This is a genomic window from Chryseobacterium mulctrae, from assembly GCF_006175945.1.
In the GTDB taxonomy this organism is placed as follows: domain Bacteria; phylum Bacteroidota; class Bacteroidia; order Flavobacteriales; family Weeksellaceae; genus Chryseobacterium; species Chryseobacterium mulctrae.
This window is the reverse complement of the sequence record NZ_VAJL01000001.1, coordinates 2,194,254-2,219,959: the sequence shown is the minus strand read 5'-3', so window position 1 is coordinate 2,219,959 and position 25,706 is coordinate 2,194,254. Positions and strand designations below refer to the sequence as shown.

31 protein-coding genes are annotated in these 25,706 nt (G+C 33.9%); 13 read left to right on the top strand and 18 right to left on the bottom strand.

All coding sequences use genetic code 11. The annotated features are described in order from the left end of the window. Positions 1 to 102: 102 nt before the first annotated feature. The 4 genes from FDY99_RS10075 (at position 103) to FDY99_RS10060 (ending at position 2,812) form a co-directional block, all read left to right on the top strand. A complete protein-coding gene (locus FDY99_RS10075) occupies positions 103 to 564 on the top strand; it encodes a hypothetical protein (RefSeq protein WP_074230602.1) in 462 nt (153 codons plus the stop codon). A 173-nt stretch (positions 565 to 737) separates the two neighbouring features. Continuing rightward, complete coding sequence (locus FDY99_RS10070; protein WP_074230603.1) at positions 738 to 1,442, top strand: MotA/TolQ/ExbB proton channel family protein; 705 nt, start codon at positions 738 to 740, stop codon at positions 1,440 to 1,442. A 10-nt stretch (positions 1,443 to 1,452) separates the two neighbouring features. Further along, positions 1,453 to 1,848, top strand: coding sequence for an ExbD/TolR family protein (locus FDY99_RS10065; protein WP_074230604.1), 396 nt, complete (start codon positions 1,453 to 1,455; stop codon positions 1,846 to 1,848). 85 nt (positions 1,849 to 1,933) lie between these two features. Then, positions 1,934 to 2,812 carry a ferric siderophore ABC transporter substrate-binding protein gene (locus FDY99_RS10060; RefSeq protein WP_139421195.1) on the top strand — a complete coding sequence of 293 codons (879 nt, stop codon included), beginning with the start codon at positions 1,934 to 1,936 and terminating at the stop codon, positions 2,810 to 2,812. A 15-nt stretch (positions 2,813 to 2,827) separates the two neighbouring features. On the opposite strand, the gene FDY99_RS10055 is transcribed toward FDY99_RS10060, so the two are convergent. From FDY99_RS10055 to FDY99_RS10010, 10 genes are all read right to left on the bottom strand, one after another. Next, positions 2,828 to 3,220, bottom strand: coding sequence for a hypothetical protein (locus FDY99_RS10055; protein WP_139421194.1), 393 nt, complete (start codon positions 3,218 to 3,220; stop codon positions 2,828 to 2,830). Positions 3,221 to 3,270: 50 nt separating this feature from the next. Continuing rightward, positions 3,271 to 3,756 (bottom strand): hypothetical protein, encoded by a 486-nt coding sequence (locus tag FDY99_RS10050; RefSeq protein ID WP_139421193.1) that lies wholly within the window; start codon positions 3,754 to 3,756, stop codon positions 3,271 to 3,273. A 34-nt stretch (positions 3,757 to 3,790) separates the two neighbouring features. Further along, the gene (locus FDY99_RS10045) at positions 3,791 to 5,194 is read right to left on the bottom strand and encodes a nucleoside recognition domain-containing protein (protein WP_139421192.1); all 1,404 of its coding nucleotides are present in this window, start codon (positions 5,192 to 5,194) and stop codon (positions 3,791 to 3,793) included. A 154-nt stretch (positions 5,195 to 5,348) separates the two neighbouring features. After that, on the bottom strand, positions 5,349 to 5,861 hold the full coding sequence (locus FDY99_RS10040) for a DUF6973 domain-containing protein (RefSeq protein WP_139421191.1): 513 nt from the start codon (positions 5,859 to 5,861) through the stop codon (positions 5,349 to 5,351). Between the two features lie 55 nt (positions 5,862 to 5,916). Then, on the bottom strand, positions 5,917 to 6,771 hold the full coding sequence (gene accD / locus FDY99_RS10035; protein WP_139421190.1) for an acetyl-CoA carboxylase, carboxyltransferase subunit beta: 855 nt from the start codon (positions 6,769 to 6,771) through the stop codon (positions 5,917 to 5,919). 74 nt (positions 6,772 to 6,845) lie between these two features. After that, positions 6,846 to 7,916 carry a class II fructose-bisphosphate aldolase gene (fbaA, locus tag FDY99_RS10030; RefSeq protein WP_074230611.1) on the bottom strand — a complete coding sequence of 357 codons (1,071 nt, stop codon included), beginning with the start codon at positions 7,914 to 7,916 and terminating at the stop codon, positions 6,846 to 6,848. A 73-nt stretch (positions 7,917 to 7,989) separates the two neighbouring features. Then, positions 7,990 to 8,856 (bottom strand): NAD kinase, encoded by an 867-nt coding sequence (locus tag FDY99_RS10025; protein ID WP_074230612.1) that lies wholly within the window; start codon positions 8,854 to 8,856, stop codon positions 7,990 to 7,992. 1 nt (position 8,857) lies between these two features. Next, complete coding sequence (locus FDY99_RS10020) at positions 8,858 to 9,508, bottom strand: CBS domain-containing protein (RefSeq protein WP_074230613.1); 651 nt, start codon at positions 9,506 to 9,508, stop codon at positions 8,858 to 8,860. 184 nt (positions 9,509 to 9,692) lie between these two features. Continuing rightward, positions 9,693 to 10,223: an RNA methyltransferase gene (locus FDY99_RS10015; RefSeq protein ID WP_139421188.1), complete on the bottom strand. Its 531-nt coding sequence runs from the start codon at positions 10,221 to 10,223 to the stop codon at positions 9,693 to 9,695. A 71-nt stretch (positions 10,224 to 10,294) separates the two neighbouring features. Beyond that, a complete protein-coding gene (locus tag FDY99_RS10010) occupies positions 10,295 to 11,176 on the bottom strand; it encodes a bestrophin family protein (protein WP_139421186.1) in 882 nt (293 codons plus the stop codon). Between the two features lie 81 nt (positions 11,177 to 11,257). On the opposite strand from FDY99_RS10010, the gene FDY99_RS10005 reads away from it, so the two are divergent. The 3 genes from FDY99_RS10005 (at position 11,258) to FDY99_RS09995 (ending at position 15,563) form a co-directional block, all read left to right on the top strand. Next, positions 11,258 to 12,139: a cupin-like domain-containing protein gene (locus tag FDY99_RS10005; protein ID WP_139421184.1), complete on the top strand. Its 882-nt coding sequence runs from the start codon at positions 11,258 to 11,260 to the stop codon at positions 12,137 to 12,139. 244 nt (positions 12,140 to 12,383) lie between these two features. Further along, positions 12,384 to 14,972: a DNA mismatch repair protein MutS gene (gene mutS / locus FDY99_RS10000; RefSeq protein WP_139421182.1), complete on the top strand. Its 2,589-nt coding sequence runs from the start codon at positions 12,384 to 12,386 to the stop codon at positions 14,970 to 14,972. A 381-nt stretch (positions 14,973 to 15,353) separates the two neighbouring features. Next, on the top strand, positions 15,354 to 15,563 hold the full coding sequence (locus tag FDY99_RS09995; RefSeq protein ID WP_139421180.1) for a hypothetical protein: 210 nt from the start codon (positions 15,354 to 15,356) through the stop codon (positions 15,561 to 15,563). Between the two features lie 53 nt (positions 15,564 to 15,616). On the opposite strand, the gene FDY99_RS09990 is transcribed toward FDY99_RS09995, so the two are convergent. The 3 genes from FDY99_RS09990 to FDY99_RS09980 all read right to left on the bottom strand — a co-directional run bounded on the left by FDY99_RS09990 (position 15,617) and on the right by FDY99_RS09980 (position 17,080). Continuing rightward, positions 15,617 to 16,048, bottom strand: coding sequence for an energy transducer TonB (locus FDY99_RS09990; protein WP_139421178.1), 432 nt, complete (start codon positions 16,046 to 16,048; stop codon positions 15,617 to 15,619). A 67-nt stretch (positions 16,049 to 16,115) separates the two neighbouring features. Further along, entirely contained in the window at positions 16,116 to 16,577 is a 462-nt protein-coding gene (locus FDY99_RS09985) for an energy transducer TonB (RefSeq protein WP_139421176.1), read from the bottom strand. An 83-nt stretch (positions 16,578 to 16,660) separates the two neighbouring features. Continuing rightward, positions 16,661 to 17,080, bottom strand: a complete 420-nt coding sequence (locus FDY99_RS09980) for an energy transducer TonB (protein WP_139421174.1) — start codon at positions 17,078 to 17,080, stop codon at positions 16,661 to 16,663. Positions 17,081 to 17,190: 110 nt separating this feature from the next. Here FDY99_RS09980 and FDY99_RS09975 point away from each other — a divergent pair, with 110 nt between their 5' ends. From FDY99_RS09975 to FDY99_RS09965, 3 genes are all read left to right on the top strand, one after another. Beyond that, positions 17,191 to 17,688: a TlpA family protein disulfide reductase gene (locus FDY99_RS09975; protein ID WP_139421172.1), complete on the top strand. Its 498-nt coding sequence runs from the start codon at positions 17,191 to 17,193 to the stop codon at positions 17,686 to 17,688. Between the two features lie 2 nt (positions 17,689 to 17,690). After that, on the top strand, positions 17,691 to 18,344 hold the full coding sequence (locus FDY99_RS09970; protein WP_139421170.1) for a thioredoxin family protein: 654 nt from the start codon (positions 17,691 to 17,693) through the stop codon (positions 18,342 to 18,344). An 84-nt stretch (positions 18,345 to 18,428) separates the two neighbouring features. Next, on the top strand, positions 18,429 to 18,815 hold the full coding sequence (locus FDY99_RS09965; RefSeq protein ID WP_139421168.1) for a ribosomal maturation YjgA family protein: 387 nt from the start codon (positions 18,429 to 18,431) through the stop codon (positions 18,813 to 18,815). Here FDY99_RS09965 and FDY99_RS09960 read toward each other — a convergent pair. The 5 genes from FDY99_RS09960 to FDY99_RS09940 are packed head-to-tail and all read right to left on the bottom strand — an operon-like array spanning position 18,812 to position 22,447. Continuing rightward, a complete protein-coding gene (locus FDY99_RS09960) occupies positions 18,812 to 19,234 on the bottom strand; it encodes an energy transducer TonB (protein ID WP_139421166.1) in 423 nt (140 codons plus the stop codon). The genes FDY99_RS09965 and FDY99_RS09960 overlap by 4 nt on opposite strands. A 6-nt stretch (positions 19,235 to 19,240) precedes the next feature. Beyond that, positions 19,241 to 20,161, bottom strand: a complete 921-nt coding sequence (locus FDY99_RS09955; RefSeq protein WP_139421164.1) for a YARHG domain-containing protein — start codon at positions 20,159 to 20,161, stop codon at positions 19,241 to 19,243. Between the two features lie 5 nt (positions 20,162 to 20,166). Beyond that, entirely contained in the window at positions 20,167 to 20,805 is a 639-nt protein-coding gene (locus tag FDY99_RS09950) for a DUF2306 domain-containing protein (protein WP_139421163.1), read from the bottom strand. A gap of 12 nt (positions 20,806 to 20,817) precedes the next feature. Continuing rightward, positions 20,818 to 21,231 (bottom strand): energy transducer TonB, encoded by a 414-nt coding sequence (locus FDY99_RS09945; RefSeq protein ID WP_139421161.1) that lies wholly within the window; start codon positions 21,229 to 21,231, stop codon positions 20,818 to 20,820. A 13-nt stretch (positions 21,232 to 21,244) separates the two neighbouring features. After that, positions 21,245 to 22,447 carry a BaiN/RdsA family NAD(P)/FAD-dependent oxidoreductase gene (locus tag FDY99_RS09940; RefSeq protein ID WP_139421160.1) on the bottom strand — a complete coding sequence of 401 codons (1,203 nt, stop codon included), beginning with the start codon at positions 22,445 to 22,447 and terminating at the stop codon, positions 21,245 to 21,247. Between the two features lie 270 nt (positions 22,448 to 22,717). Here FDY99_RS09940 and FDY99_RS09935 point away from each other — a divergent pair, with 270 nt between their 5' ends. The 3 genes from FDY99_RS09935 to FDY99_RS09925 all read left to right on the top strand — a co-directional run bounded on the left by FDY99_RS09935 (position 22,718) and on the right by FDY99_RS09925 (position 25,705). Next, positions 22,718 to 23,209, top strand: coding sequence for an acyl-CoA thioesterase (locus FDY99_RS09935; RefSeq protein WP_066677105.1), 492 nt, complete (start codon positions 22,718 to 22,720; stop codon positions 23,207 to 23,209). Between the two features lie 88 nt (positions 23,210 to 23,297). Continuing rightward, positions 23,298 to 24,362: a thiamine-phosphate kinase gene (gene thiL / locus FDY99_RS09930; protein WP_139421158.1), complete on the top strand. Its 1,065-nt coding sequence runs from the start codon at positions 23,298 to 23,300 to the stop codon at positions 24,360 to 24,362. 434 nt (positions 24,363 to 24,796) lie between these two features. Beyond that, positions 24,797 to 25,705 carry a DUF6268 family outer membrane beta-barrel protein gene (locus tag FDY99_RS09925; protein WP_139421156.1) on the top strand — a complete coding sequence of 303 codons (909 nt, stop codon included), beginning with the start codon at positions 24,797 to 24,799 and terminating at the stop codon, positions 25,703 to 25,705. Position 25,706: the final 1 nt, after the last annotated feature.

Sequence of the window (25,706 nt, the reverse complement as noted above, 5' to 3'; positions counted from 1 at the left end):
TAATAAAAATAATTTTCAAAACATTTTTCAGATTCATACAATTTTTTATCTTTGCCTAAAGCATTTAACAATCATAGTATTACAGTTCTTTTTTAGGAAATAATGAAAGGGATTTTAAAAATTTACCATCCGGACGAAACTCTAAAATACAATATAAGAAGCACTTATTGCAAGGCTGTTTATAGTAATCAAAAACACTTTCTGGAAGTAGAGGTCATTACTGACGACGGTTTAGATCATGTAGATGACGATTCTCTGCAGTACAACTTTCCTCAGCTTTCGCTGGAAATAATTGAATTTCCGATAGATTCTGCCGAAATTGAAGGAAAAACATTCGAAATCAACGATTCTGACGACGAGGTTTATACCGAAGTTAATTTGTTTGATGATGAAGATGCCTTCATCTACGACAACGAACTTTGTTTTGAGAAAAACGAAGAAAATGAGCTTCAGGTAATCTGGAAAGGAACCATCGATGATTTTTACACAGGTTCTGATACTCCGATTCCTTTCAGACTGAAATGCGAATTTAAGCAAGACGAAATAGAGGTAGACGAAGACTAATCGCTGCCAAAATATAAACTACAAATTTCTTTTCAAATACTTTTTTGGAAAGAAATTTGCTTTTTTAAGACATTATTAGCTTTGGGATGCGTTTTTTAAGCTTATTTTAAGATAAGGATTAATAATATTCCATTATTTTTGTCGTTTAAAATCATTATAAAAATAATCAATTAATGCTGTTAACGGAACTTACTCAGATTTTATTTGCACAGGTCGCTGTACCTACTGTACCTGTAGAAAAGCTTGAATTTTCTTTTTGGAATATCCTTTTTCATGGTGGTGCTTTCGCTAAAATAGTGATGGTAACTGTTTTGTTATTAGGAGTTTTCTCTGTTTATCTTTTTTTTGAAAGATTTTTCTTTATTAAAAGAATGACTTCAAAAACGGATTCTAATTTTATGAATAACATCGAAGACTTTATCCGAGACGGAAAGATAGAAGCTGCAGCAGATTATTGTAAAACGCAGAATTCACCGGAATCCAGAATTTTAGAAAAAGGAATCTCAAGATTAGGAAGACCTGTTTCTGATATTGTAAGCGCAATGGAGTCTCAGGCTCAAATTGAGGTTGCAAATATGGAAAAAAATCTGAACCTTTTGGCGGTTGTACCAAGTATTGCACCGATGTTGGGACTTTTGGGAACGGTTATCGGGATGATTATTGCGTTCTTTGATTTGTCTCATGCTGAAGGAGCTTTCTCTCCGAAAACTCTATCTGAAGGTATTTATACGGCTCTTGGACAAACTGCAGTTGGTTTAGCGGTGGCAATTCCGGCAAACTTTTTCTACAATATTTTGCTGACAAGAATTGATAAATTTGTTCTGAGAACTCAGAATGTTTCTGGAGAATTTTTAGATATTATCAATAAACCTTTATAAATTCTAACAGATGAAAATTCAGAGAAGAAATAAAGCGCATCCGGAATTCAGTTTAGCAGCAATGACAGACGTTATCTTGCTAATGTTGATTTTCTTTATGATTACCTCTTCTGCGGCTAATCAAAGTGCGATTGATGTAAAACTTCCACAAACAGGAAGCGTAGATAATAATATTCCGAATCCGATGACGGTAAGTGTAAAACCAGACGGATCGTATTTTGTAAATGATAAACCTGTAAGCAGAGAATTGGTAGAACAAACAATTGTGAGCGATCTTCAGAGCAAATCGGCAAAATCGTTTACCATCAGAGCAGACGAAAGCACAATGCATAAAGATGTTGTTTTCTTAATGGAAATTGCAGAAAAACATAAGTTTAATATTGCCATTGCAACAGTAAAAGAATAAGCATTCCGCATTGCTACGAATACTCAAATAAGAAAATTAGTGCATTCGTGGCAAATAAAAAATATAATTTGAGACCAATAAATCAATGAGAGGTTATACGATAAATAGAGCCGAAGAAAATAAAGATAAGGTAAAAAGTGCAGTACTTTCTATCCTTATTTGGTCTGCTATTTTGTTATTCGTTTTCATCTATAAAATGAAACCGACTGAGCGCCCGAAAGAACCTGAAGTGATTACTACAATGCTCGTCAATTTTGGAGATAACAGAAACGGAGCCGGAATTGAAGAACCTGCCAACCAAGAAGGAAGTCTGGCTGCAAAAGCTATAGAAACAGCTCCCGAACCGGTTGAGAATGTTGTCTCTGAGCCTAAAACGGTTATTGTTCCAGATCCAAAACCGGAATCAAAAAAAACAGAGGTTAAAGAAAAAATAATTACCGGAACAAATAGCAAAGTTACCGCTCCCAAAAAAGAAGATTCAAAAACCAATAAAAAATCAACGGCAAGTTCGACTACCAAAAGCACAAAAAGTTCTGCAACAACAGCCAATTCTAAAACCGGAAATGGCGACGGAAAAGGAACTGCTGCCATCGGAAATCTAATTAGAGGTCGTGGAACAAAAGCCGGAAGTCAAGGCACAGGAACAGGAATTGGGAACAATGGCGATCCTTTAGGCGGAGACGGAAACGGAGACAGCAAAGTGGGAATTGACCGTCGATTGATTGGATATATTCCCGGAACAATGGGAAGAGGTGGTGCACAACCAAGCCACAATTGTACAGCAAGTGGATCGATTACGATTGCTTATACTGTAGATAAAGCCGGAAATATTTCTTCTGCAAGAAGATCGGGCGGAGTTTCAGATCCTTGTGTGGTTTCCACATCTGTTGCATGGGTGAAGAAATACGTGAAAGCTGAAAAAGCAAGCGTCTCATCCACCGGAACTTATAACATTACATTCTAAAAATACAAAAGCACTTTATTCAAGTGCTTTTTTTACTTCGTTGATTCTATTGATAACGGGAAGTGCAAAAATTCCGCTGGTTTGAAGATAGAGTTCGTAGAAGGTTTTTGCTTTGTCTAAAAAATCGTTGTTAGCTAAAACTTTTCCATTGTAATAGAAAAGATTCCCGAGCATTTCGTAATAGTCTTTGTGGCCTCTTTCCTGTCTTTCGTTCACAATTTCGATGATTTCTTCCTTTGATTTTGATGAAAGTTCTTTAAAATCAAATTTAAAAATGTCTTTCGTTAAAGAATCAAAATCGAGTTCTTTCTGCATTAAACTTTCTTCAGGCTTATCTAAAATCAGTTTTTCTAAAGCTTGAGTTAACTGACGTATTAATCTTAATGTGAATTCTTTATCTGTAATCATAATCTAGTTGCTTGTTGATCGTTGTTTGTTAATGGTTTATATAATATTTATTAAGATTTAGAATCTAAAAAAATTAATCCGTCTAATTCATTTTGGGAAATTTCAATTTCTTTTTTGAACTTTATTGTATTGGCTTTATCATCAATACTCAATTCAAAATCAGCTAGAAAAACTATCTTTTCTGGTTTTATTTCCAGCAAAACCACATCTAAAATTCTGAGAGGTGCTTTACAACTTTTACAAATTAAAAATTGATCATTGTAATAACCTGAATCAACGTGGATTTTTCTTTCTTCAATAAATTTAATTTTGTTATTGTCAATTAATAGAAAGTTAGAATCTTTTGTACTAAAATATGACCTTATAAAAGGATCTTTCTCTTTTATTTTGTCAGATTTAAAATCGATTCTAAATGTTTTCCCAATATCATTTTTATTAATATTCTCAACTTTTAAATAACCAATATTCCATCCTCCTTGTGCAAAAATGAAAGAGTTAAATGACAGAATTAAAAATGTAAATAGGGTTGATTTCATTTATCTAAATTTAAATCGAAGTTACTCACACTTTTTAAGCGAAAAACAAATAGGCCAATCCAATTGCAGTGATTACACCTACCAAATCAGCCAAAAGCATGGCAATTACGGTGTATCTCGTATTCTTTACAGCTACGGCTCCAAAATAAACTGCGATCACGTAAAACGTCGTGTCTGAGCTTCCCTGAAGAACTGCTGCCAATTTCCCCTGAAAACTGTCTGCTCCGAAAGTAGCCATCGTATCTACCATCATTCCTCTCGCTCCAGAACCGGATAAAGGTTTGATTAATGCCGTTGGAAGACCATCGACAAATCTGGCGTCTAAATTCGCCGCATTGGCAATCCATTTCATTCCATCAATAATGACGTCAAAAACGCCTGAAGTTCTTAATAGAGAAATCGCAATCAGCATTCCTACCAAATAAGGAATAATCTTTACACACGTCCAGAAACCTTCTTTTGCACCTTCAATAAAAGCATCAAAAACATTAATTTTTTTATAAACGGCTCCGAGAACAATCGCAATAAAAATGAATAGGATTAAGCCATTGCTTAAAACTTTGCTGAAATCATCCAGTTCGTTTTTGCTTAATTGAACTAAATAGACAACCAAAAGCGCAATCAATGCTGAAATTCCTCCGACATAGGCCAGAACAATAGGTTTTAATAGATTTATTTTTTGATAAGCAGAAACAATAATCATTGCCGCTAAAGTTGCTGCAAATGTTGCAATCATACACGGAAGAAAGATATCAGTCGGAGTTTTTGAACCCATCGAAGCTCTGATGGCAATAATAGAAACCGGAATTAATGTCATTCCGCCTGCGTGAAGACAGAGAAACATAATTTGTGAATTGCTCGCTGTCTCTTTATTTGGATTTAAAGTCTGTAAACTTTCCATTGCTTTTAGACCAAAAGGAGTTGCGGCATTATCTAAACCTAAAAGATTGGCGCTGAAATTCATCAACATATGACCGAAAGCGGGGTGATTCTTTGGGATTTCTGGAAATAATTTTGAGAAAAACGGCTGTATTAATCGGCTTAAAAGATTGATTCCGCCAGCTTTTTCGGCGATACTCATGAAGCCCATGAAAAGCGTCATAATTCCAATTAAACCAAGACAAATTTTAACGGCAGTTTCAGAAGTTCCAATGACGCCATCTGCTTCCTGAACTCGATAAACTTGTACATTTTGTTTCAGAGAATTTGTTTTATAATGAATTCTGCTGTCGGCAAAATCATTTTTTTTCATCAGGCTGTCTCTTACAATAGGGGAGAGTGTAGTAATGTTTTGGGTAGCAATTTGTACGGTATCGCCGCCTTTTCCTACAACCATATCATTGAAAATGGTTTTGTAGTGGCTTGACGAGATGTATTTTATACTTGCAATAGTAATGGCGATGATGATGAAAGCCGACCAAATTCTGCTGAGAACCATTTGATTAAATTAATTGTTTAAACTTAGTTAAAAATTCTTCAGATTACAAAAAGGATGAAAATAAATTTCCACAATGTTTGTCATTCCGTAGGAATCTGAGATTATAATTTAAAGATTCGAATCTAGATTCCTATGGAATGACAAAAAGAAGTTGTTATTTTTCATCCAGATAAACCAGTTCTCCTTCAAAATCATCATCCAGACTTTTCAAAATTTTGGCATTGGCTGTTTTCTTTTGTAATTCTTTAATAAAAAAGCTTTTCTCAAAAAACTGACGATGAATTCCAGGAAGAAGTTCCATGAAATAATCCATCCCTATTTTATTATTATGGAGATCCATTTTTGTTTCCAAAGGTTCGTTCGGAAATAATTCTTCGTGAAGATCTGTAATTTTTTTGCAGAAATCTAATGCCTTTTGAGGTGAAGAAACCTTGCTACAATACATCATAATCAGGCAACACCAAAGCGAATGTCTGAAAGCGTTTCCTTCACCGTTTTTGGATGCCGTTTTTGGATAAAGTTTCTGTGCGATAGAAAAGGCTTTTGTTGTTGCATAAAAACTTAAAATCGAAAAAAGAGGGTGCGGTAAAACAGCAGATAAGAGTCTAAATATTTTCTTTAAACTCATTGATGTGATGGTATTTAAAACGACTTTAAATGTCCTCATAAAAATAAAAATCTCTCCCAAATTGAGAGAGATGATATGCTTTTTAGTTTAAATTTTAAGCTTTTACAGCCAAAAGATTTACTGTTTTAGAAACAACTTCTTTAATTTCTGTTCTTTTCACAATAAAATCTACAAAGCCTTTTTCCTGCAAAAATTCTGAAGTCTGGAAACCTTCCGGTAAATCTCTACCGATGGTTTCACGGATAACTCTTGGTCCGGCAAATCCGATCAAAGCTTTTGGTTCTGCCATAATAATATCTGCAGTCATGGCAAAAGAAGCGGTAATTCCACCGAAAGTTGGGTCACAAAGATAAGCGATGTATAAAAGTCCTGCTTCTGAAAGCTGAGCCAATTTAGCCTGAACTTTTGCCAACTGCATCAAAGAATACGTTGCTTCCTGCATTCTTGCTCCTCCAGACTGACAAATAATCATGTATGGAAGTCTTTTTTCGATACAGTAATCAATTGCTCTTCTGATTTTTTCACCCATCACAGAACCTAAAGATCCTCCGATGAACGCAAAATCCATACAAGAAACTACCATCTCGGTTCCGTTTACGGTTCCTACAGCATTTCTGATAGAATCAGTAAGCTTTGTTTTTGCTTTTACTTCTTTCAGACGGTCGGTATATGACTTGGTATCTTTAAAGCTAAGAATATCAATACTTTCCACATTTGCATCAAGCTCAGTGAATTTTCCTTCGTCAAAAAGGATGTCAAAAAACTCTGCACTTCCTATTCTTACATGAAAATCGTCTTCAGGAGAAACATAATTGTTTTTCTTTAATTCGTCGTGTTCCACTACTTTTCCTGATGGAGTCTGATGCCAAAGACCTTTTGGTACGTCTTTTTTATCATCTGTAGAAGTGGTAATATTTTGTGCTTTTCTTTTAAACCAGTCGAATGCCATTTATGAAATTTTAGATTTTAGATTTTGAATTATAGATTAAAAAAATTTAAAATCTATAATTCAAAATTTATAATTTATTTAAGCGTATTTACGTTATTTAAATCTTCAAATGCCTGAATTAATCTCTTAGAGAAAGTTTCTTCACCTTTTCTGATCCAAACTCTTGGGTCATAATATTTTTTGTTAGGCTTTTCTTCTCCTTCAGGGTTTCCGATTTGAGTTTTCAAATATTCTACATTGTTTACCATGTAATCTCTGATTCCTTCTGTGTAAGCGAACTGAAGATCGGTATCAATATTCATCTTAATTACCCCGTAATCAATAGCTTCTCTGATCTCTTCTAAAGAAGAACCTGAACCACCGTGGAATACAAAATTAATTGGCTTCTCTGCAGTTCCGAATTTCTCCTGAACAAATTTCTGAGAGTTATCTAAGATTTTTGGAGTAAGAACTACGTTCCCTGGTTTGTAAACTCCGTGTACGTTTCCGAAAGCTGCTGCAATGGTAAAGTTGTCAGAAACTGCTTTCAGTTTTTCGTAAGTGTAAGCGATGTCTTCAGGTTGTGTGTACAATAAAGAGTTGTCTACACTAGAATTGTCTACACCATCTTCTTCACCTCCTGTAACCCCGATCTCAACTTCTAAAGTCATCTGCATTTTTGCCATTCTTTCGAAATATTGAGCAGAAATCTCAAGGTTTTCTTCTAAAGATTCTTCAGAAAGATCAAGCATGTGAGAAGAGTAAAGAGATTTTCCTGTCTGCTTGAAGAATTCTTCGTTTGCATCCATCAAACCGTCGATCCAAGGCAACAATTTTTTTGCAGCGTGATCTGTATGTAAAATTACTGTTGCTCCGTAAGCTTCAGCAAGGGTATGAATATGTCTAGCTCCTGCGATACCACCTAAAATAGCTGATTTCTGAGCGTCGTTGCTAAGTCCTTTTCCAGCGTTAAAAGCTGCTCCACCGTTAGAAAACTGAATGATAACAGGTGAATTTAATTTTGCTGCAGTTTCCATTACTGCGTTTACGTTGCTAGAACCGATTACGTTCACTGCAGGTAATGCAAATTTGTTTTCTTTAGCATATTGAAAAATATCTGTAACTAACTGACCTGTGGCAACTCCTGCCGGGAAAATTCTGCTCATGTTTTACTTTATTATAATAATATTAGGATATTTTTTGAAAATTCTTGTAAAGGTAATCAATTTTAAGAAATTACTAATTTCTTTTATCGCGTCCCCAAAGTAGCTTCTGACGGATGGTTTCGTAGAAACTTAAATTGTTGGGCTGCACCAATAATAGCTGGAAGCTCGCCTTTTTGATTATAATTTCTTTATCGGTTTCGATATGAATTAATCTTGAATCTAATGAAAGAGAATATTGCGGAACTCTGCTTTCCACTTTAAATTTAATTTCTACTTTATCGTTGACAACCAAAGGTCTTACATTTAAATTGTGAGGAGCAATCGGTGTAATAACAAAATTTTCGTTGTTTGGAGAAATAATCGGTCCGCCACAACTTAACGAATACGCTGTAGAGCCGGTTGGTGTAGAAACAATTACACCGTCACCCCAAAAAACATTTAAAAATTCATCATTAATATAAGAATCTACCGTTACCATTGACGTGGTCTCTTTTCTGGAAACGGTTACATCATTTAAAGCATACGGAAAAAACTCGTCAGATTTTGGCGAAACAACTTCTATTACAGATCTTCGGCTGGTTTTTACATCGCCTTTTAAAATAGAATCAAGTTCTTTAAAGGCTTCTTCTTTAGTGAAACTTGCCAAAAATCCGAGTCTTCCGGTGTTGACCCCTACAACAGGGATTTCAAGATCTTCAATGAAAGTTAAAGAATTTACAATCGTTCCATCGCCTCCGAAAGTGAAGAAAAGATCAACTTCTTTATCAATAAGATCCTGTTTGTTGCCAAAAGTCTCAAAAATTTTAGAAAACTGAAGCGCTTCAGCCATTTCGTCAAACAAAACAGATTTTACACCTCTGCTTTCCAGTTCAGAAATAAATTTGCTTAAATATAAAAAAGTATCAAGATCTTTTTTCTGAGAATATATGGCTGCCTTCATATTATATTTCGATAAATTTTTGTAAAAAACCTAAACGGTCTTTGAAAAGATCTGTTTTCTCATCAGAATAATATTTTTCTACAATTCTGTAATCATAACGGTCAAACGTTGCATCAATTGAAGCTAGATTTTCGTTACTGATTTTGATGGTGATATGAATCACTTCATCTGACATAAAACTGATAAATCCGCCGTAAAATTTAGAGTTATTGCTCTCGACGATATTCGCAATTTCTGTCATTGAATATTTTCTTGCCGGAGTTTCTATCGTAAGAATAGCGCCGGTTTCCGAAAACAGAGGGTATTTTGAAAAGGTCTGAAAAACATCATCACAACAGATGTATCCCAGATATTTTTCGTTTTTGTTGATCACAGGAATCACGTTGGCATTGAATGTATAAAATAATCGGATGCTATCCATGATATTATTATCTTCCAAAATCGCAAACCGCTCGATCTGATGTTCCAGATTCTTCAGAGTACCTTCCTCCTCATAAAGGAAGTCTTTGGCGATAGCTCCGTAAAAGTGGTGGGATTTTTTAATGAAAATATGCGTATATCCAAATGCTTCTAAAGTTTCTCTAGCTGATTCGATAGAGTCAGTCAGATGAAAACACGGAAAATCTTTTGAGATATAGTCCTTGATAAACATTGTGCTAATTTATAAAATTTTAAACGAAACCTTTCTCTAAAAGTTAAGTTATTTTTCAAAAAAGTAAAAAAACGGATTCAAAAATTTGTTCGTAAAGAAAAATAAAGTATCTTTGTCGCCTTTCATTTTTACTTTTTATTAGATTTATTTCAAACTGCACTGTCTTTTGACAGACGCAGTTTTTTTATTTTAGGGCTTTTGCAAACTCCCACATCACGATTCCGCCGCATACACTTACGTTTAAAGAATGCTTTGTTCCGAGCTGTGGAATTTCAATAAAAGAATCAATATTCTGCAAAGCTTCGTCGCTGATTCCTTCTACTTCATTGCCTAAAATCACCGCATATTTTTTAGTGTTTTCGATTTTAAAATCAGTGATCATTGTACTGTTTGTCGTTTGCTCGATACCTACAACTTCAAAACCCTGGCTTTTTAAATCATTAATAGTTGCGTTAATGTCGTTTTCATAACTCCAGTCTACACTTTCTGTAGCACCTAAAGCTGCTTTGTGAATTTCACGGTGTGGCGGTTGTGGTGTAATTCCACACAGAATAATTTTCTGAACCAAAAAAGCATCTGCTGTTCTGAAAGTCGCACCCACATTGTGCATGCTTCTTATATTATCTAAAACGACCACCAAAGGAATTTTCTCAACTTTTTTAAAAGTTTCTACATCAATTCTGTTGAGTTCTTCCAGTTTTAATTTATTTACCAAAATAATTTTTATTTCTTATTACAATTTACGAATTCTTCTTTATGAACGGATTTAAAAACGAGTCATTATTTTTATTTTTTTGCACCCATAATCTGATGCACATTTTTTTCAATATTCTGAGCGATTGTTTCCATAGGAATATCATTCTCATCATTATTGAAAGGATCTTCAATTTCCTCAGCAATTAATTCCAGACTCATCAAGACATAATACACAAAAACCGTCAATGGAATCATGAAGTATCCAAGATTGATCACATAAGCAATCGGTAAAGCCAAAACATATAAAATGATAAACTTTTTTATAAATGAAGAATATGAATAAGGAATCGGTGTGTTTTTAATTCTTTCACAACCTCCGCAAACATCAAGAAAACCTGAAATTTGCGTATCTAAATACAGCATTTCTACATCAGAAATTTTTCCTTCCTTTTTTAATTGATGCAATTTGTGCGTCAGAAGAATCACCAAATCGGTGGGTCCGTGATTTTTTAAAGATTTTTCAATTTCAGAATAATCTTCATCCAGAGCCAATCTTGTAGATTCCTGAGAAAGATGTTTCGCTAAAAAATGTGGATAGTATTTCAAGTATCTTGCAATCTGGTTTGCAGAATCTCTGTCGTCTGAAAGAATCATATTGATTTTCACGGCGAAATTTCTTGTATCATTCACCAATTTCCCCCAAAGTTTTCTGCCTTCCCACCATCTGTCGTAAGCGGTATTGGTTCTGAAAACCAACAATAAAGACAAAACAAATCCCAATAAAGAATGAATCATCCCGACATTGCTGACTTTAGATTTTGAGGTCAAATGCAGATATTCAATTTCCAGATACTGGATTCCGTAAGAATAAACAGCCATCAAAATCATTGTTGGAAAAAGGATTTTCATGGTGTCGCTTTTGTGTAAGCTGACCAATATTTTCAGGAAATGTTTGGTATTGTAAACTCTCATGGATGATGTTTGTCTTGCAAAGATAAATTTTTATAAATTTCAAAAAAACACTATTTTTATTTCGCATTAAATTACAAACCCATGATTCTCGAAAACGTAGACGTTGTCAACGATATAACGAAAGAAGATTTTCAGCAAAATTATTTCAAAAAACAGAAACCACTGCTCATAAAAAATTATGCGAGCCGATGGGAAGCTTTCGACAAATGGAATTTTGATTTCATTAAAGAAAAAGCGGGTGAACAGGAAGTTCCGTTGTACGATAACAAACCAGCTGATTCTAAGAGAAGTTCTGATGCGCCTGTCGCAAAGATGAAAATGAAAGATTATATTGATACGATAAAATCGAAACCATCCGACCTTCGTATTTTCTTTTATATTATTACCGACCGTCTTCCCGAATTGCTTAAAAATTTCACTTATCCTGATTTGGGAATTAAATTTTTCAAAAGACTTCCTACGTTATTTTTTGGCGGAAGTGATGCGCATGTTTTAATGCATTATGACGTTGATTTGGGAGATTTTATGCACTTTCATTTTGAAGGCAAGAAGAGAATTCTTTTGTTTGACCAGAAACAGTCGAAGTTTTTATATAAAGTTCCACTTTCGGTTCACACGGTTTATGATATTGATTATGAAAATCCAGATTACGAGAAATTTCCAGCTTTAAAATATGCGAAAGGCATTGAAATTTTCATGGAACACGGTGATGCACTTTTCATTCCCGGAGCTTTTTGGCATTTCAACAGATATTTGGAACCTGGCTTTTCGATGTCGTTAAGAGCTTTACCTAACAAACCTAAAGTTTTTGCCAATATGATGTATCATGTTTTTATCATGAGATATACTGATAAACTAATGCGAAAACTTTTTAAAGCAAATTGGGTGAATTTTAAGCAAAAATGGGCGTATGAAAAAGCGACGGAAGCTTTGGAGAAACATTTGAAAAGCATTAAAGTTTGATTTTCCCACGGATTTCACAGATTAGCACATATTATTACGCCACGAATGCACGAATTTTTTAGACGTAAAATTGTTTTAAACATCATTTTAAGGAAAATGATCATAAACTAATTCGTGCATTCGTGGCAATTTTTCCTTAATCATCCGTGAAAATCTGCGGAATCTGTGGGAGATTTAAAATCAACATTTCCCTCCTTCTTTTTTATTTCATACTTTTACCAACCCAATTTTAAGAACGATCTCAATGGCAAAGGCGACGAAGAAAGAAACCCCGTTAATGACGCAGTACAATACCATCAAGGCGAGATATCCTGATGCACTTTTACTTTTCAGAGTGGGAGATTTCTACGAAACTTTTGGGCAGGATGCCGTTCGAACATCTCAGATTTTAGGCATTGTTCTTACGAAAAGAGCCAACGGAGAAGGTCATATCGAATTGGCTGGTTTTCCGCATCATTCGGTAGATTCTTATTTGCCAAAATTGGTAAGAGCGGGAATTCGTGTGGCGATCTGCGACCAACTGGAAGATCCGAAAACCGTCAAAGGAATTGTAAAACGTGGCGTTACAGAATTGGTGACCCCCGGAGTTACGTTCAACGATCAGGTTCTTAGTTCAAAAAAGAATAATTTCCTGCTTTCGCTTCACAAAGAAAAAGAAAAATATGGAATTGCTTTGGTTGATGTTTCCACCGGAGAGTTTTTGGTAAGTGAAGGAAATTTAGATAAGATATTACACATCATCAATACGTTTGATCCGAGTGAAATTATTTATCAGAGAAGTGTACAGATTCCTGATCAGCTGAAAAACAGGAATGTTTTTAAATTGGAAGATTGGGCGTATCAATACAATTTCGCCTACGAAAAACTGACGAATCAGTTTAAAACCAATTCATTAAAAGGATTTGGGGTAGAAAATTTGCCTTTGGCAATTACTGCTGCAGGGGCTATTTTCGCTTATCTGGTTGAAGATACGCATCACAAATTATTGGCGCACATCACCAAAATTCAGATTATTCCGCAGGAAGATTATCTGATGATGGATCATTTTACGCTGAGAAATCTCGAGATCGTTTATCCGAGTAATCCGAAAGGGAAATCGTTATTAGATATTATCGATAAAACGTCCACACCAATGGGTGGAAGATTATTGAGAAGAAGAATTATCCTTCCTTTAAAATCTGTCGAAGAAATTGGAAGGCGACTTTCTCTGATTGATTTTTTAAACGAAAATGATCAATTAAAATATGAAATTTCCCAATTATTGCGTGCTATTTCAGATTTAGATCGTTTGATGGGAAAACTAGCGGCAGAAAAAATTTCACCTAAAGAATTAGGTTATCTGCGTCAAAGTTTGATTAATATTCAGAAAATTAAAGGATTACTTCATCCTCATGCTGATATTTTAGCTTGGCTGGAACCTTTAAATTCATTAGATGAATTGATTGAATTGCTTGAGAATCATTTAAATGAAGAGCTTCCGGTAAACCTTGCTAAAGGAAATGTAATTAAGCACAATATTTCTGAAGAGCTCGATCATTTGAGAGGTCTACAAAATAAAGGGCGTGGTTTTCTTGACGAAATGTGCCAACGCGAAGTAGAACGCACAGGAATTACCAGTCTGAAAATTGATTTTAATAATGTTTTCGGGTATTTTATTGAAGTAAGAAATACACATAAAGATAAAGTTCCTAGTGATTGGATCAGAAAGCAAACGCTTGTAAATGCTGAAAGATACATTACTGAAGAACTAAAAGAATACGAAAGCCAAATTTTGGGTGCCGAAGAAAAAATTAGTGTTCTTGAAAATCAGCTGTACCGAAAAGTCTGTTCAGACACGATGATCTACATCGACAGAATTCAGGAAAACTCAAACATTATTGCACAACTTGATGTTGCAGTAGGTTTCTCTGAATTGGCGGTTTCTGAAAGCTATACAAAACCTGTTTTGAACGATGGCTTTGGTATCGATTTAAAAGAAGCAAGGCATCCTATTATTGAAAATGCGCTTCCTTTAGGCGAAAAATATATTCCGAATGACATCTTTTTAGATAAAGATTCTCAACAGATTATTATGATTACCGGGCCCAACATGGCGGGTAAATCGGCAATTTTGCGACAGACTGCAATTGTTTGTTTAATGGCACAGATTGGAAGTTTTGTTCCTGCAAAGCATGCGGAAATCGGGCTTTTAGATAAAATTTTTACCAGAGTAGGAGCGAGCGATAATATTTCGGCTGGTGAATCTACTTTTATGGTGGAAATGAATGAAGCAGCGAATATTTTGAATAATATTTCTGAAAGAAGCTTGATTTTATTAGATGAAATTGGTCGTGGTACATCAACGTACGATGGGGTTTCTATTGCGTGGGCAATTGCTGAATATCTTCATCAACATCCGACTCAGGCAAAGACTTTGTTTGCGACGCACTATCACGAGCTGAATGAAATGACGGTAAATTTTGAGCGTGTGAAAAATTTCCATGTTTCTATTCAGGAGAATAAAGGGAATATCATTTTCTTAAGAAAATTAATTCCTGGCGGAAGCGAACATAGTTTTGGTATTCACGTGGCAAAACTGGCAGGAATGCCTGCAAAAGTAGTTAACAGAGCTAATGAAATTCTGAAAACTCTTGAAGCAAGTCGTTCTCAAAGCGGTTCTTCTGAAAGTATTAAAAAAGTAACTGATGAAAATATGCAGCTGTCTTTCTTTCAGTTAGATGATCCGGTTTTAGAAAACATCAGAGAAGAATTAACGAAAATTGATATTAATACCTTAACACCGATTGAAGCTTTAATGAAGCTGAATTCGATTAAAAAGATGATTGGAGGATAAAGAATGAAGGGTATTATTGACACAAAAACAACGTTTTGGAAGTATGAGACTACTGCATCGTACGTTGTTTTATGTTTTCAGTATCTCTACATTTTATTATTTGGAAAAAATATTGACCCAGAAATTGCCAAGCAATATATAGATCTGTGGTTCTATGATTTAATGATTTTTTTTCCTGTTTTGTTTCTTTTATTTTTTCCTCAAAAATTTCGAATCATCATTATTTCTTTGATTTTTATTGGTGGTCTGTTTTATTTTTTTAATAATTTGGGATTTAACTCCATTGTTTTTAATACTTTTCTTTCCATTTTTTTAGCTAACAGATTTCTTATTTTTAATTTTTCTGAAAAGCAGCGTGGAAAATTGCTGAAGTTTCGATTTTTGAAAACATTACTTGTTTTCCCTGTTATTGTGGTTACTATTTTAGCAGAGAATCTTTTAGAGTATTTGGGTATCACAAATCCGGAAATCAGAGGTGATGGAAAAGTTATGACCAATTTTGGAAGATTTATACTTTTTGGTGTTTATTACGGTAGTTTAGCGTACTTTGCTTACAAAGAAGAAAGAAAAATTGTGATAAATGATATTTAATTAAATTGGAAGAACTACTTTGAATAAATATTATCAAAACTTTGTAGAATAAATTATTTGTAATTTATCGTAATCGGAAGTTGAATTTTGCTTTTTACAAAATTGCCATCATATTTTGCTGGGATCCATTTATGTTTAATCTGCTTTATGGCTTTTTCGACAGCAATATTAAAACTGACGTTTGAGCCAATAACTTGAACTTCCATCAAACTTCCGTCACATTCTACAGTGAAATTAAGCATTGCTTTTAGAATGTTTTCTCCTTTTTTAATTTTTGCAGAATCTAATATAGCATTCTCAACTTTCTTGGTAAAAGCTTCCGTTCCATTGGGGAAATATGCCTCATGATCAGGATAATCAGGACATACTGTAGTTACATAGATATTTTCTATTGTTTTCGGTATTGATGGCATTGCGGGAGGTACGGGAATATTTTGCCCGAAAACAAAACCATTTGAGATTATTATGATAGTAAGATTTTTCATGACTAATTAAAAAAAAGAATCCAAAATACTGAAATTGATTTAATCTCTATGAAAAGTATATCCTAATTTAATTATATTTTTTACTTGTCAAAGGAAAATAAAATAAGTAACGTACAGGTTCACCATTGATTTTTGCAGGTTTCCAGCGGGCAAAAATCTTTCTTACTCCCTGTTCTGCTGCTTCTGCGTGTTTTTTATTTTTTGCAACAGCAGTAACGTTTCTTACATATCCGTTTTTTTCAACGATAAAATAGAGTCTTGTATCTACTTTTTCGTTTTGTTTAAGGTCTAAAGTTTCAATATTTTCGAAATATTTTCTTTTAAAAGCATTCATTCCACCTGGAAATTCCGGAAGGCTATCTGCTTTTGTAACGACTTGTTTTAGATCTAATTTGGTTTTAATGATGTTGTAATCAGGTAATGCTGAAACGGCGGAAATGGTATTCTGAACAGGATTTTTCGCATCAGTTTCCTGCGCAAAAACAAAAAAATTGAAAAAAATACCAAGTAAGAGAATAGCTTTTTTCATTCAATTTAATTTTTATAATACTGATTCTGAAGTATAATCAGAGGTATTGTTTAATAAATTGAGAAAATCAAACTTAATACCAATTATTCAAAGTTTATAGTAAGAGGTAATCTAAAACGATATCTTACTTTGTAACCGTCAATTTCTGCAGGAATCCATTTGTCTTTAATTTTAGAAACCGCTCGAATAGCTTCGTTATTGAAACTTTCATTAGTCCCAGATGCTTTAATATTAGTAAGAGTACCATCTCTTTCAATGATAAAAGTAAGTTCACATTTTTCTATTTCTTTACTGATTACGTTTTTTTCTTTGAATTTTTTTGCAAACTTTTGTCTGAAAACAAGTGAGCCTTTGGGAAAGTAAGCTGGTTTTTCCACAGCATTATAAATATCGGTTTTATTTTTACGTAAATCCAATTCTTCTAAATCAGTTGTTCCTGCAACTTCCTGAGCTTGTATGAAATAGCCAAATAGTAATGCCGAAAATAAAATAAGTTTTTTCATCGTTTAATTTTAGCAAAAATAAGACTCTTAAATTTAATTATATCTGATTAATTAACAAAGTTTAACAGCTCTATCTTAATGGTTTACAAATTCATTCGCTAATTTTGAGTATGAAGAAAATTTTGAGTTTCAGTGCATTGATTTTCAGTCTGTCTTTTTATTTTTCACAGGAGCAAATTATTGTAAATGATGTTCCGATGATTAAATATGAATTGCTCGAAAAGAAAATTCAGGAAGAAAAAGACATTTTATTGGTTCTGAATTTCTGGTCTACAACCTGTGCTCCTTGTGTGAAAGAACTTCCGGATTTTATGGAGGTTAATAATAAATATAAAGACAATCCTAAATTTAAAATGCTTTTGGTGTCTTTAGACCGCTCGAAAGATAAAGAGCGTGTTGTACAATTTATTAAAAATAAGAAACTTACCGCAGAAGTTATTCTCCTTGATGATATTAAAAGAATGAATACTTGGATTCCCCGGTTTGAAAAAAACTGGGACGGAAACATTCCTGTTACGATTGTCTATAAAAACTCAGAAAAAGTACATTTTAACGACGGAGAAATGACAAAAACTGAACTGGAAAATATAATCACAAAAAATCTATAAACATGAAAAATATTAAAACATTAGTTGCTGCCGCAATAATAGGCTTAAGTTTACTAAGCTTTACGGCAATCAATAAAAATAATGAAGATCCGAAGCAAAAAGTAAGTTCTTCAAAAGGCTATGAAGTTGGTGATACCGCTGCCGATTTTAAGCTTAAAAATATCGACGGAAAAATGGTTTCGTTGAGCGATTTTAAAAAGGCAAAAGGTTTTATCGTAGTTTTTACCTGTAATCATTGTCCGTATGCAAAAAAATATGAAGACAGAATCGTTGCGCTTGATAAGAAATACAAAATTGCCGGTTATCCTGTGATTGCAATTAACCCGAATGATCCAAATGTGCAGCCGGAAGATGGGTTTCAGCAAATGATCACAAGAGCCAAAGAAAAAGGTTTTACATTCCCTTATTTGGTAGATGAAGGACAGAAAGTTTATCCTCAATATGGTGCCACAAAAACGCCGCACGTTTTTATTCTTCAGAAAGAAGGTGCAAAAAATATCGTAAAATATATTGGAGCCATCGACAATAATTATGATGATCCTAATGATGTTTCAGAACATTATGTACAAGATGCAATGGCTGCTTTATTGAGCGGAAAACCAGTTGCAAAAACTAAAACAGTAGCAATAGGCTGTACAATAAAAGTGAAAAAATAATTTTATTTTTTAAAATTAAATTGAGATATTGGGCAGGCTTTTAGTCTGCTCTTTTTTATGGAGACTTAACCAAAATAAATCATGATGAAATTTAGATTTAGCGCAAAATACCTTCTTTTAACCATCCTTATCTTCCTTGTTGAGGTTTTAATTGCAACGGTTTTAAAAGACAATTTCTTTATCAGAGCTTATCTGGGAGATGTGATTGTGGTAATGTTGCTGTATACTTTTGTGAAAAGCTTTGTCATCATCAACGAAACAAAGTTAATCATCGGGATTTTTGCTTTTTCGTGCCTGGTTGAGTTTGCTCAATTTTTCCATATTGCAGATAAATTAGGCTTCCAACCGGGAAGCCTGATGTATATCGTAATCGGAAATTCTTTCTCATGGATTGATATTTTGTGTTACGGAGTTGGTTGCTTAATTTTATATGTTTTCACAAAATTCAAACCAAAAAATGAAGACAATTAATTTAAATTAAACTGAAGAGGTTGTCGCATACGCATTTTTACTTTCTCACCATTTTGTTCACCGGGAATCCACTTTGTTTTTATTTTGTTGAGTGCATTTAGAAACTCTGCTTTTACGGCTTCATTGTCATAAGATTCCATTCTCAGATCAATCATATTTCCTTCTTTATCAATATCAAACACGGCAATTGCTCTTGCTTTTGCAATGTTCTGCCTTGCTAATCTGGAAGTGTTGAAATTACCTATAATCAGCTTCATAAATGCAGCGTGCCCTCCTGGAAATTCAGGGGTTTTATCTAAAGATGCCTTTTTTCCATAATCAGAACTTACTTTTACTTCAGGATATTGTATCGAGTCTTTTTGAGCATCAATAGAAATTACACCCAATAAAATCAGTAAAAAAGCAAAATATTTTTTCATAATCATTTATCTTCCAAAAGAATCATATTTATCTTCAGCGTACTTGATGAAACGATTCAGCAAAGCAACATTGTCTTTTTCCATAGGTGACAGTTCGCTGTCAACGTTATTAGAAACAGGGATGTACCAATCGGTTTGCTCAAAAAAATTTCTGTAGGTTTGTTTTTTGAAGGAATATCCGTGTCTTGCAAAAACAGAGTTTTTAATGATCTCCATATCCAGTTTTCTAAGATTTTTCAAATCTTTTTCGCTTAATTTCTGTTTAGAAGCGTTGATTTTGAAAACCGCATCAGAAGCAATTCTGTTTTTTGAAGTGGTGTAAGTTTCTGTTTTTCCGGTTTCTTCGTCGGTATATTTTTCTTTAAAATCTTTTGGATTTTCCCAATCAATCAATTCAGAGTTTTCATCCAGCATAAAATTCGGATTATAAACGAACTCTTTTTTAATCAATTTTAAGTTTTTTAAAGGAGCTTTTACGGCAGATTTATTAAAAGCAGTCCATTTTCCGGTGATACTGTCGTTTTTTAGCTTAATTTCAAACCTTCCGTCAGTTTTGTCATTTCCGGGCTCGTCAAGAACAAAAGATTGAGTGCCTTCATTGAAAACCCCGCGAAACGGACGCTGAATTCCATTCACAATACTTTGTCCGTACACAGAATCCTGAGTAATTCGGTTGATTTTTAATGAAAGTCTTTTATAATCTGTTCCTTCGTAATATTCTTCGGTTTCGTTGTCATAAAGCTCTCCTTTGCCTGCAAATTCTCCGGTGTAAATTCCGTAGTATTCTTTATGAACTTCTGGGATTGCCACAGAATCTCTTTTTGCAGTTAAACTGTCTTTAGGTTTTTCTTCGGTTGTTGCTTCTTTTTTACAGCTCATTAAGCTGATGGTAAAGAGAGTGATTAAGGTAAATTTTAAAATTTTCATATAAATTAAATGTGCTTTTTTGTGATTAAATATTCAATTAATAAAATGTTTGGAATCCAGCCCAACCAAGCAATGATTTGGTAAACATCCATTGGGTTTGGGTGGAATAAATATACAATAATTACTTTCCACATTCTCAAAGTGATGGCAGAAATTGTGAGTGCAAAACTTCGCCACATCCATTGCTTGTGTTCTTTGAATTTTCTCTGTCGGGCTAATTGAAAAGCTTTAAACGTAGTAAACCACCATAAACCACCTAAAATGACAAAAGAAATTTTTGATAAAAATCCACCATTTGCAAAAATTCCCATATAAATTCCTGAAGGTGCAGCGAATAGTAGAATCAATAAAATATAAATTTTACCCGCGTTTCTGTGAAAATTTTTCAGTCGAAAATCTTTTCTGAGAATAGCTAAAAAACCAGCTAATAAAACAAAAATGCTTGTGTAAACATGGGTGTAAAAGAAATAAAGATATTCCGGTCTTTGTTCTACTTCAGTTTGTTTAATCATTAAAAAACTCACATTGGTATCTAAAGGAATATACTCTAGAGTGATTTTCAGCATGAGCCAAAAGAAATATCCGAATCCTATGATAAGAAGGATTTTTAGAATGTTCGGAATATTTCTTTTAATTGAAAGCATTTTTATTTCTAATTAATCAAAATTCATTGTAATAGGTAGTTTAAATCTGAATTTTACTGGTTTTCCATCAATTTTAGCAGGAATCCATTTTGTTTTAGACATACGCTTTGCTACACGTTCCATTTCTTTATTTAAAGACTTATTATCTCCTATAATATTTATATCTACAACATTACCATCTTCAGAAATTATTAATTGAGCTTCGGATTTAACTGCACCTTTAGCATTTACCTTATCCCAATCAATCATTTTAGCAAAGCTCATTTTGAAAACATTAATTCCTCCTGGATAAATTGGAAACTCTTTAGATTTTTCGATATTTCCAAATTGTTCAGTTCCAAATATTTCGGTAGATGATCTATTTTGCTCTTGTGAGAAAATTTTTACAGAACTAATTAGTACAAGAAATACAAATAGTTTTTTCATGATATGTTTTTATTTATAAATTATTTAAGTCTTGTGCAATCAGCCATGCCTCACTCCAACATGCCTGAAAATTAAATCCACCTGTTACCGCATCAATATTTAAAACTTCTCCAGCAACGTAAAAGTTAGGCAAAATTTTCGAAGACATATTTTTAAAATTAATTTCTTTTAAATCTACACCTCCTGCGGTTACAAACTCATCCTTAAATGTTGACTTTCCAGTGACTTGAAACTTCTTTTTGCATAAATTTTCAAGAATTATCTGCATTTCTTTTCCTGAAATATTGGCAATTTGTTTATTCAAATCGACTTTTGAAACTTCCAGAATTCTCTGCCAAAAACGATTTGTTACCTCAAATATTTTAGATTGCCCGATTGATTTTTTAGGATTTGACTGTTTGAAATTTTGAAATAATTCTTCCGCATCATCAATGTCTTTTGAAATAAAATTCACCTGAACTTCAAAATTGTATTTTACTTTCGCCAGATTAATGGCTTCCCAAGCCGAAATTTTCAGAATTGCAGGTCCTGAAAGTCCCCAATGCGTAATCAATAGCGGTCCGCTTTCTTCAGTTTTTAATTTTGGAATAGAGGTTTCTGCCATTTCAAAACTTGTTCCTAAAAGATCTTTCAGCAAATCATCTTTAATATTAAATGTAAATAGAGAAGGAACCAAGTCTATGATTTTATGTCCTAAATTTTCAATCATTTTTAAAGACTTTGGTGAACTTCCGGTTGTGTAAATCACAAAATCTGCTTCAAAATCCCCTAAACTTGTTTTAACTAAATATTTTTCATCTAATTTTTCAATTTCTTTGACTGAACATTTCGTTTTAACTTCAACATTTTTCTGCTGAATTTCATGTAAAAAAGTATTAATAATCGTCTGCGAAGAATTGCTTTCAGGGAAGATCCTGTTATCTTTTTCTATCTTCAACGGGATTTTCCGATTTTCGAACCATTCCATAGTATCTCCCGGTTGAAATTTGGTGAAAACGCTCAGTAACTCTTTGTTTCCACGAGGATAAAACTGCACTAATTCTTTAGGATCAAAACAGGCATGACTTACATTACATCTTCCACCTCCGGAAATTTTTACTTTTTGCAAAACATCTGAATTCTGCTCAAGAATGGTAACTTTATATTTCTTTTCGTCAAGATTTGCAGCACAGAAAAATCCTGCTGCACCACCTCCGATAATGATAATTTGCTTCATAATTATTTAATCTTATGCTGAAGATTATTTTTGCAAAACTACAATTTTTATAAACCATCTTATTTGAGTAATTTTGGGGATTATAATTTTTGAATTTTTAAACGAAATTATTAACCATAATAAGTATTATCCTCATTATTTATCTAGTTTGTCATTCCGAAGGAATCTCAGCTGATTTAAATAATGTTGTTTAGATTCCTACGGAATGACAAACATTACGGGTAGTTTGAATGGTTAATGTTCAATAGTTCACTTTTAAAACAAAATTAAATGACATTTTACCATACATTCGAAGTTCGCTGGAGCGACTTAGACGCAAATAAACACTTGGCCAATTCATCTTACGTGCAATATTGTGCGCAAACCAGAATGGCTTTTATGAAAAAGGAAAAAATGGGTGTTACCCAAATGAGCCGATGGGGAATTGGGCCTGTAATTATGCATGAGCGTTTTTCTTTTTTCAAGGAAATTTTTGCTGATCAAAAGGTAATTGTAAGCCTTGAAATTGATGGATGCGCAGAAGATGCAGCGATCTATCGTTTCGTTCATAAATTCTATCTTCCTGATGGCTCACACTGTGCAACTTCTGAAGCAACCGGCGTTTGGATCGATACAATGTTGAGAAAAATGACCTCTCCGCCAGATGATGTGGTAGAAGCAATGAATAAATATAAAACGGCTGAAACGATATTGATGACGAGAGAAGATTTTAAAAAGCTTCCTTTCCGTCCGGAAAATATTGACCCGGCAACATTTAACTAATAAATGATAAGAGATAAATGATGTTTGATAACCTAAGAAGTATTCAAAATCATTTATCATTTATCAATCATCACTTATAATAAAATTTATGTTTGAAGATAAAGAACAAGAATTAACGCCAATCTCAAAACTGGGAGAGTTTGGTTTAATTAAACATTTAACGGAATTTTTTCCATTATCCAACGAATCTTCGGAACTTGGAGTAGGAGATGATGCTGCCGTAATCAATCCCGGAAACAAGAGGGTTGTTTTAACGACCGATGTTTTGGCAGAAGGAGTTCATTTCAATTTAGGATATGTTCCATTGAAGCATTTAGGCTACAAAGCTGTTGTTGTGAATCTAAGTGATATTGCAGCAATGAATGCAACGCCTACCCAGATTTTGGTTTCTTTGGCTGTTTCAAACCGTTTTCCGGTGGAAGCTTTAGAAGAATTATATTCAGGAATTCAAGCGGCTTGCGGAAAATATAAAGTAGACTTGATTGGCGGAGATACAACGAGTTCTAATGCCGGTTTAGTGATGAGCATAACCGCAGTCGGAATCGAAAATGAAGAGAATATTGTCAAAAGAAGCGGTGCAAAACCAAATGATTTATTGGTGGTAACCGGAGATTTAGGTGGAGCTTATATGGGACTTCAGATTTTAGAAAGAGAACATGCTGTTTTCTTAGCTGATCCAAATATGCAGCCTGAAATGGAAGGTTTCGACTATATTTTAGAGAGACAGTTAAAACCAGAAGCAAGAACTGATGTGAAAGGTGTCTTGGAACAATTAGATATCAAACCGACGTCAATGATCGATATTTCAGACGGTTTGGCTTCGGAAATTCTGCATCTTTCTGACCAATCAAAAGTTGGTTTCAGATTGTATGAAGAGAAAATTCCGATGGATAATTTAACGATTACAACTGCTGACGAATTGAATTTAAACCCAGTAATGACAGCGTTAAGCGGTGGTGAAGATTATGAACTGTTATTCACGATTGCTTCAGAGGATTTTGATAAGATAAAAAATCACCCGGATTTTACCATTATCGGTCATGCGGTTGAAAAAGAAGAAGGCAATTTTATGGTGGCAAGAGGTTCTAACCAATTGGTTGCTTTAACGGCACAAGGTTGGGATGCTTTTTTAGGAAACCAGTACAACGATTAAAATTTAATTTTAAATATTGTGAAGCCACTGCATTTTGTAGTGGTTTTTTTGTTTAATATTTACAAATGGAAGAAACAATTTTAACTTGAATTTTCAGTGCGTTTGCTGTGGATATTTTTCTTTTGAAAAAAAAAGAGGTACAAAATTTACTTTGTTTGCTTTAGTAAAGACGATGGGGAAGCTGATTTAGATGTTATCATTAATCCAAAATCGGATGATATTAAGAAAAGGACGAAAAACTTTTTGAAATTTGGAGTTTGTGAGAAAAGATGTAAAAAATCCAGAGAATAAAGTTCATAAGAAAACAAATTAAAGGCAATATCAGTTTTATCTCATCCTTCCATTATTCCAACTCATCATAGCATCTCGACACTTAATCAAGTAATTTTTGTGAAAAAGAAACGAAGACCTCTCTTTGCATAAATTTTTTAATTATGAAGAAAGGTCTTTTGACTGCTTTTTATTGTTTGGCCCACTTCAGTTGTTGGGTAAATGCACAGACCGGAATGTCCGGGGAGCTTAAAACAGAATATATTCTGCACTCCAGCTATATTCGTCCGGAGGATAGTGTGAAAACGGATTCGAAGAGCGATTTTAAAAGGGTAGATCTAAGCTTTAATATTCCATTATCAATAAAGAAAAATGAGGATGGTAAAGTGAAGTCGTGGTCTTTACTCGCCAATGGTTCTTACGCTAAAATGTCTCACAGAAACTATGAAACTCAGCTGTTTCCTGATCAAATGCTGAACGCTCAGGTCGGTTTGCAACATTTAAGACCTTTAGGCAGAAAATGGAATATGATGATGACGGCATCTGTCGGTGTCTATACAGATCTTGAAAATGTAGATTTTGATGATGTTTTAGGACAGGGTGGAGTGCTTTTTATTAAAAACTTTAACCCTAATCTTGCTCTTGGTTTAGGGCCTGTTCTGACCACTGCGTTTGGAGTTCCAATGATTATGCCCTGGATTTATTTTGATTGGAAAACAGGCAATAAAATTAAGTTTAACATCAATTTCCCAGAAGGAATGGAAGCCGGCTATCAGTTCACGGACAAATTTGCATTAAAAGCTGTTGTTGGTTTAAACGGAATGACCATAGAAAGAAACAAGGACGGAAAATCTGTATTACTGGGATATCAACAGATCACAGCAGGCTTAAGGCCGGAAGTTAAGATCAATGAATCAGTAAGCCTGAAATTAACGGGAGGAACAGCTTTATTGAGAAGTTTCAATGAAAACGAACGCAAAATAAAAAGCATTTTTAAGATGAAAAAAGGCGAAGACCCCCGATTTTCAAGCACATTTTATGTAGCAGTTGCCCTGCGTTGGAATTTACCCTAAA

What these genes read in the sequence shown, in the direction of transcription:
- FDY99_RS09965 (WP_139421168.1), top strand. Translation starts at nt 18,429, where the DNA reads ATGAAATTTAGATTTAGCGCAAAATACCTTCTTTTAACCATCCTTATC.
- FDY99_RS09960 (WP_139421166.1), bottom strand. Translation starts at nt 19,234, where the DNA reads ATGAAAAAATATTTTGCTTTTTTACTGATTTTATTGGGTGTAATTTCT.
- FDY99_RS10045 (WP_139421192.1), bottom strand. Translation starts at nt 5,194, where the DNA reads ATGGTTCTCAGCAGAATTTGGTCGGCTTTCATCATCATCGCCATTACT.
- FDY99_RS09950 (WP_139421163.1), bottom strand. Translation starts at nt 20,805, where the DNA reads ATGCTTTCAATTAAAAGAAATATTCCGAACATTCTAAAAATCCTTCTT.
- mutS (WP_139421182.1), top strand. Translation starts at nt 12,384, where the DNA reads ATGGCAAAGGCGACGAAGAAAGAAACCCCGTTAATGACGCAGTACAAT.
- FDY99_RS10025 (WP_074230612.1), bottom strand. Translation starts at nt 8,856, where the DNA reads ATGAAGGCAGCCATATATTCTCAGAAAAAAGATCTTGATACTTTTTTA.
- FDY99_RS09940 (WP_139421160.1), bottom strand. Translation starts at nt 22,447, where the DNA reads ATGAAGCAAATTATCATTATCGGAGGTGGTGCAGCAGGATTTTTCTGT.
- fbaA (WP_074230611.1), bottom strand. Translation starts at nt 7,916, where the DNA reads ATGAGCAGAATTTTCCCGGCAGGAGTTGCCACAGGTCAGTTAGTTACA.
- FDY99_RS10070 (WP_074230603.1), top strand. Translation starts at nt 738, where the DNA reads ATGCTGTTAACGGAACTTACTCAGATTTTATTTGCACAGGTCGCTGTA.
- FDY99_RS09935 (WP_066677105.1), top strand. Translation starts at nt 22,718, where the DNA reads ATGACATTTTACCATACATTCGAAGTTCGCTGGAGCGACTTAGACGCA.
- FDY99_RS10050 (WP_139421193.1), bottom strand. Translation starts at nt 3,756, where the DNA reads ATGAAATCAACCCTATTTACATTTTTAATTCTGTCATTTAACTCTTTC.
- FDY99_RS09985 (WP_139421176.1), bottom strand. Translation starts at nt 16,577, where the DNA reads ATGAAAAAAGCTATTCTCTTACTTGGTATTTTTTTCAATTTTTTTGTT.
- FDY99_RS10010 (WP_139421186.1), bottom strand. Translation starts at nt 11,176, where the DNA reads ATGAGAGTTTACAATACCAAACATTTCCTGAAAATATTGGTCAGCTTA.
- FDY99_RS09955 (WP_139421164.1), bottom strand. Translation starts at nt 20,161, where the DNA reads ATGAAAATTTTAAAATTTACCTTAATCACTCTCTTTACCATCAGCTTA.
- FDY99_RS10060 (WP_139421195.1), top strand. Translation starts at nt 1,934, where the DNA reads ATGAGAGGTTATACGATAAATAGAGCCGAAGAAAATAAAGATAAGGTA.
- FDY99_RS10075 (WP_074230602.1), top strand. Translation starts at nt 103, where the DNA reads ATGAAAGGGATTTTAAAAATTTACCATCCGGACGAAACTCTAAAATAC.
- FDY99_RS10065 (WP_074230604.1), top strand. Translation starts at nt 1,453, where the DNA reads ATGAAAATTCAGAGAAGAAATAAAGCGCATCCGGAATTCAGTTTAGCA.
- FDY99_RS10005 (WP_139421184.1), top strand. Translation starts at nt 11,258, where the DNA reads ATGATTCTCGAAAACGTAGACGTTGTCAACGATATAACGAAAGAAGAT.
- FDY99_RS09975 (WP_139421172.1), top strand. Translation starts at nt 17,191, where the DNA reads ATGAAGAAAATTTTGAGTTTCAGTGCATTGATTTTCAGTCTGTCTTTT.
- FDY99_RS10055 (WP_139421194.1), bottom strand. Translation starts at nt 3,220, where the DNA reads ATGATTACAGATAAAGAATTCACATTAAGATTAATACGTCAGTTAACT.
- FDY99_RS10040 (WP_139421191.1), bottom strand. Translation starts at nt 5,861, where the DNA reads ATGAGGACATTTAAAGTCGTTTTAAATACCATCACATCAATGAGTTTA.
- FDY99_RS09990 (WP_139421178.1), bottom strand. Translation starts at nt 16,048, where the DNA reads ATGAAAAATCTTACTATCATAATAATCTCAAATGGTTTTGTTTTCGGG.
- accD (WP_139421190.1), bottom strand. Translation starts at nt 6,771, where the DNA reads ATGGCATTCGACTGGTTTAAAAGAAAAGCACAAAATATTACCACTTCT.
- thiL (WP_139421158.1), top strand. Translation starts at nt 23,298, where the DNA reads ATGTTTGAAGATAAAGAACAAGAATTAACGCCAATCTCAAAACTGGGA.
- FDY99_RS09970 (WP_139421170.1), top strand. Translation starts at nt 17,691, where the DNA reads ATGAAAAATATTAAAACATTAGTTGCTGCCGCAATAATAGGCTTAAGT.
- FDY99_RS10020 (WP_074230613.1), bottom strand. Translation starts at nt 9,508, where the DNA reads ATGTTTATCAAGGACTATATCTCAAAAGATTTTCCGTGTTTTCATCTG.
- FDY99_RS09980 (WP_139421174.1), bottom strand. Translation starts at nt 17,080, where the DNA reads ATGAAAAAACTTATTTTATTTTCGGCATTACTATTTGGCTATTTCATA.
- FDY99_RS09925 (WP_139421156.1), top strand. Translation starts at nt 24,797, where the DNA reads ATGAAGAAAGGTCTTTTGACTGCTTTTTATTGTTTGGCCCACTTCAGT.
- FDY99_RS09945 (WP_139421161.1), bottom strand. Translation starts at nt 21,231, where the DNA reads ATGAAAAAACTATTTGTATTTCTTGTACTAATTAGTTCTGTAAAAATT.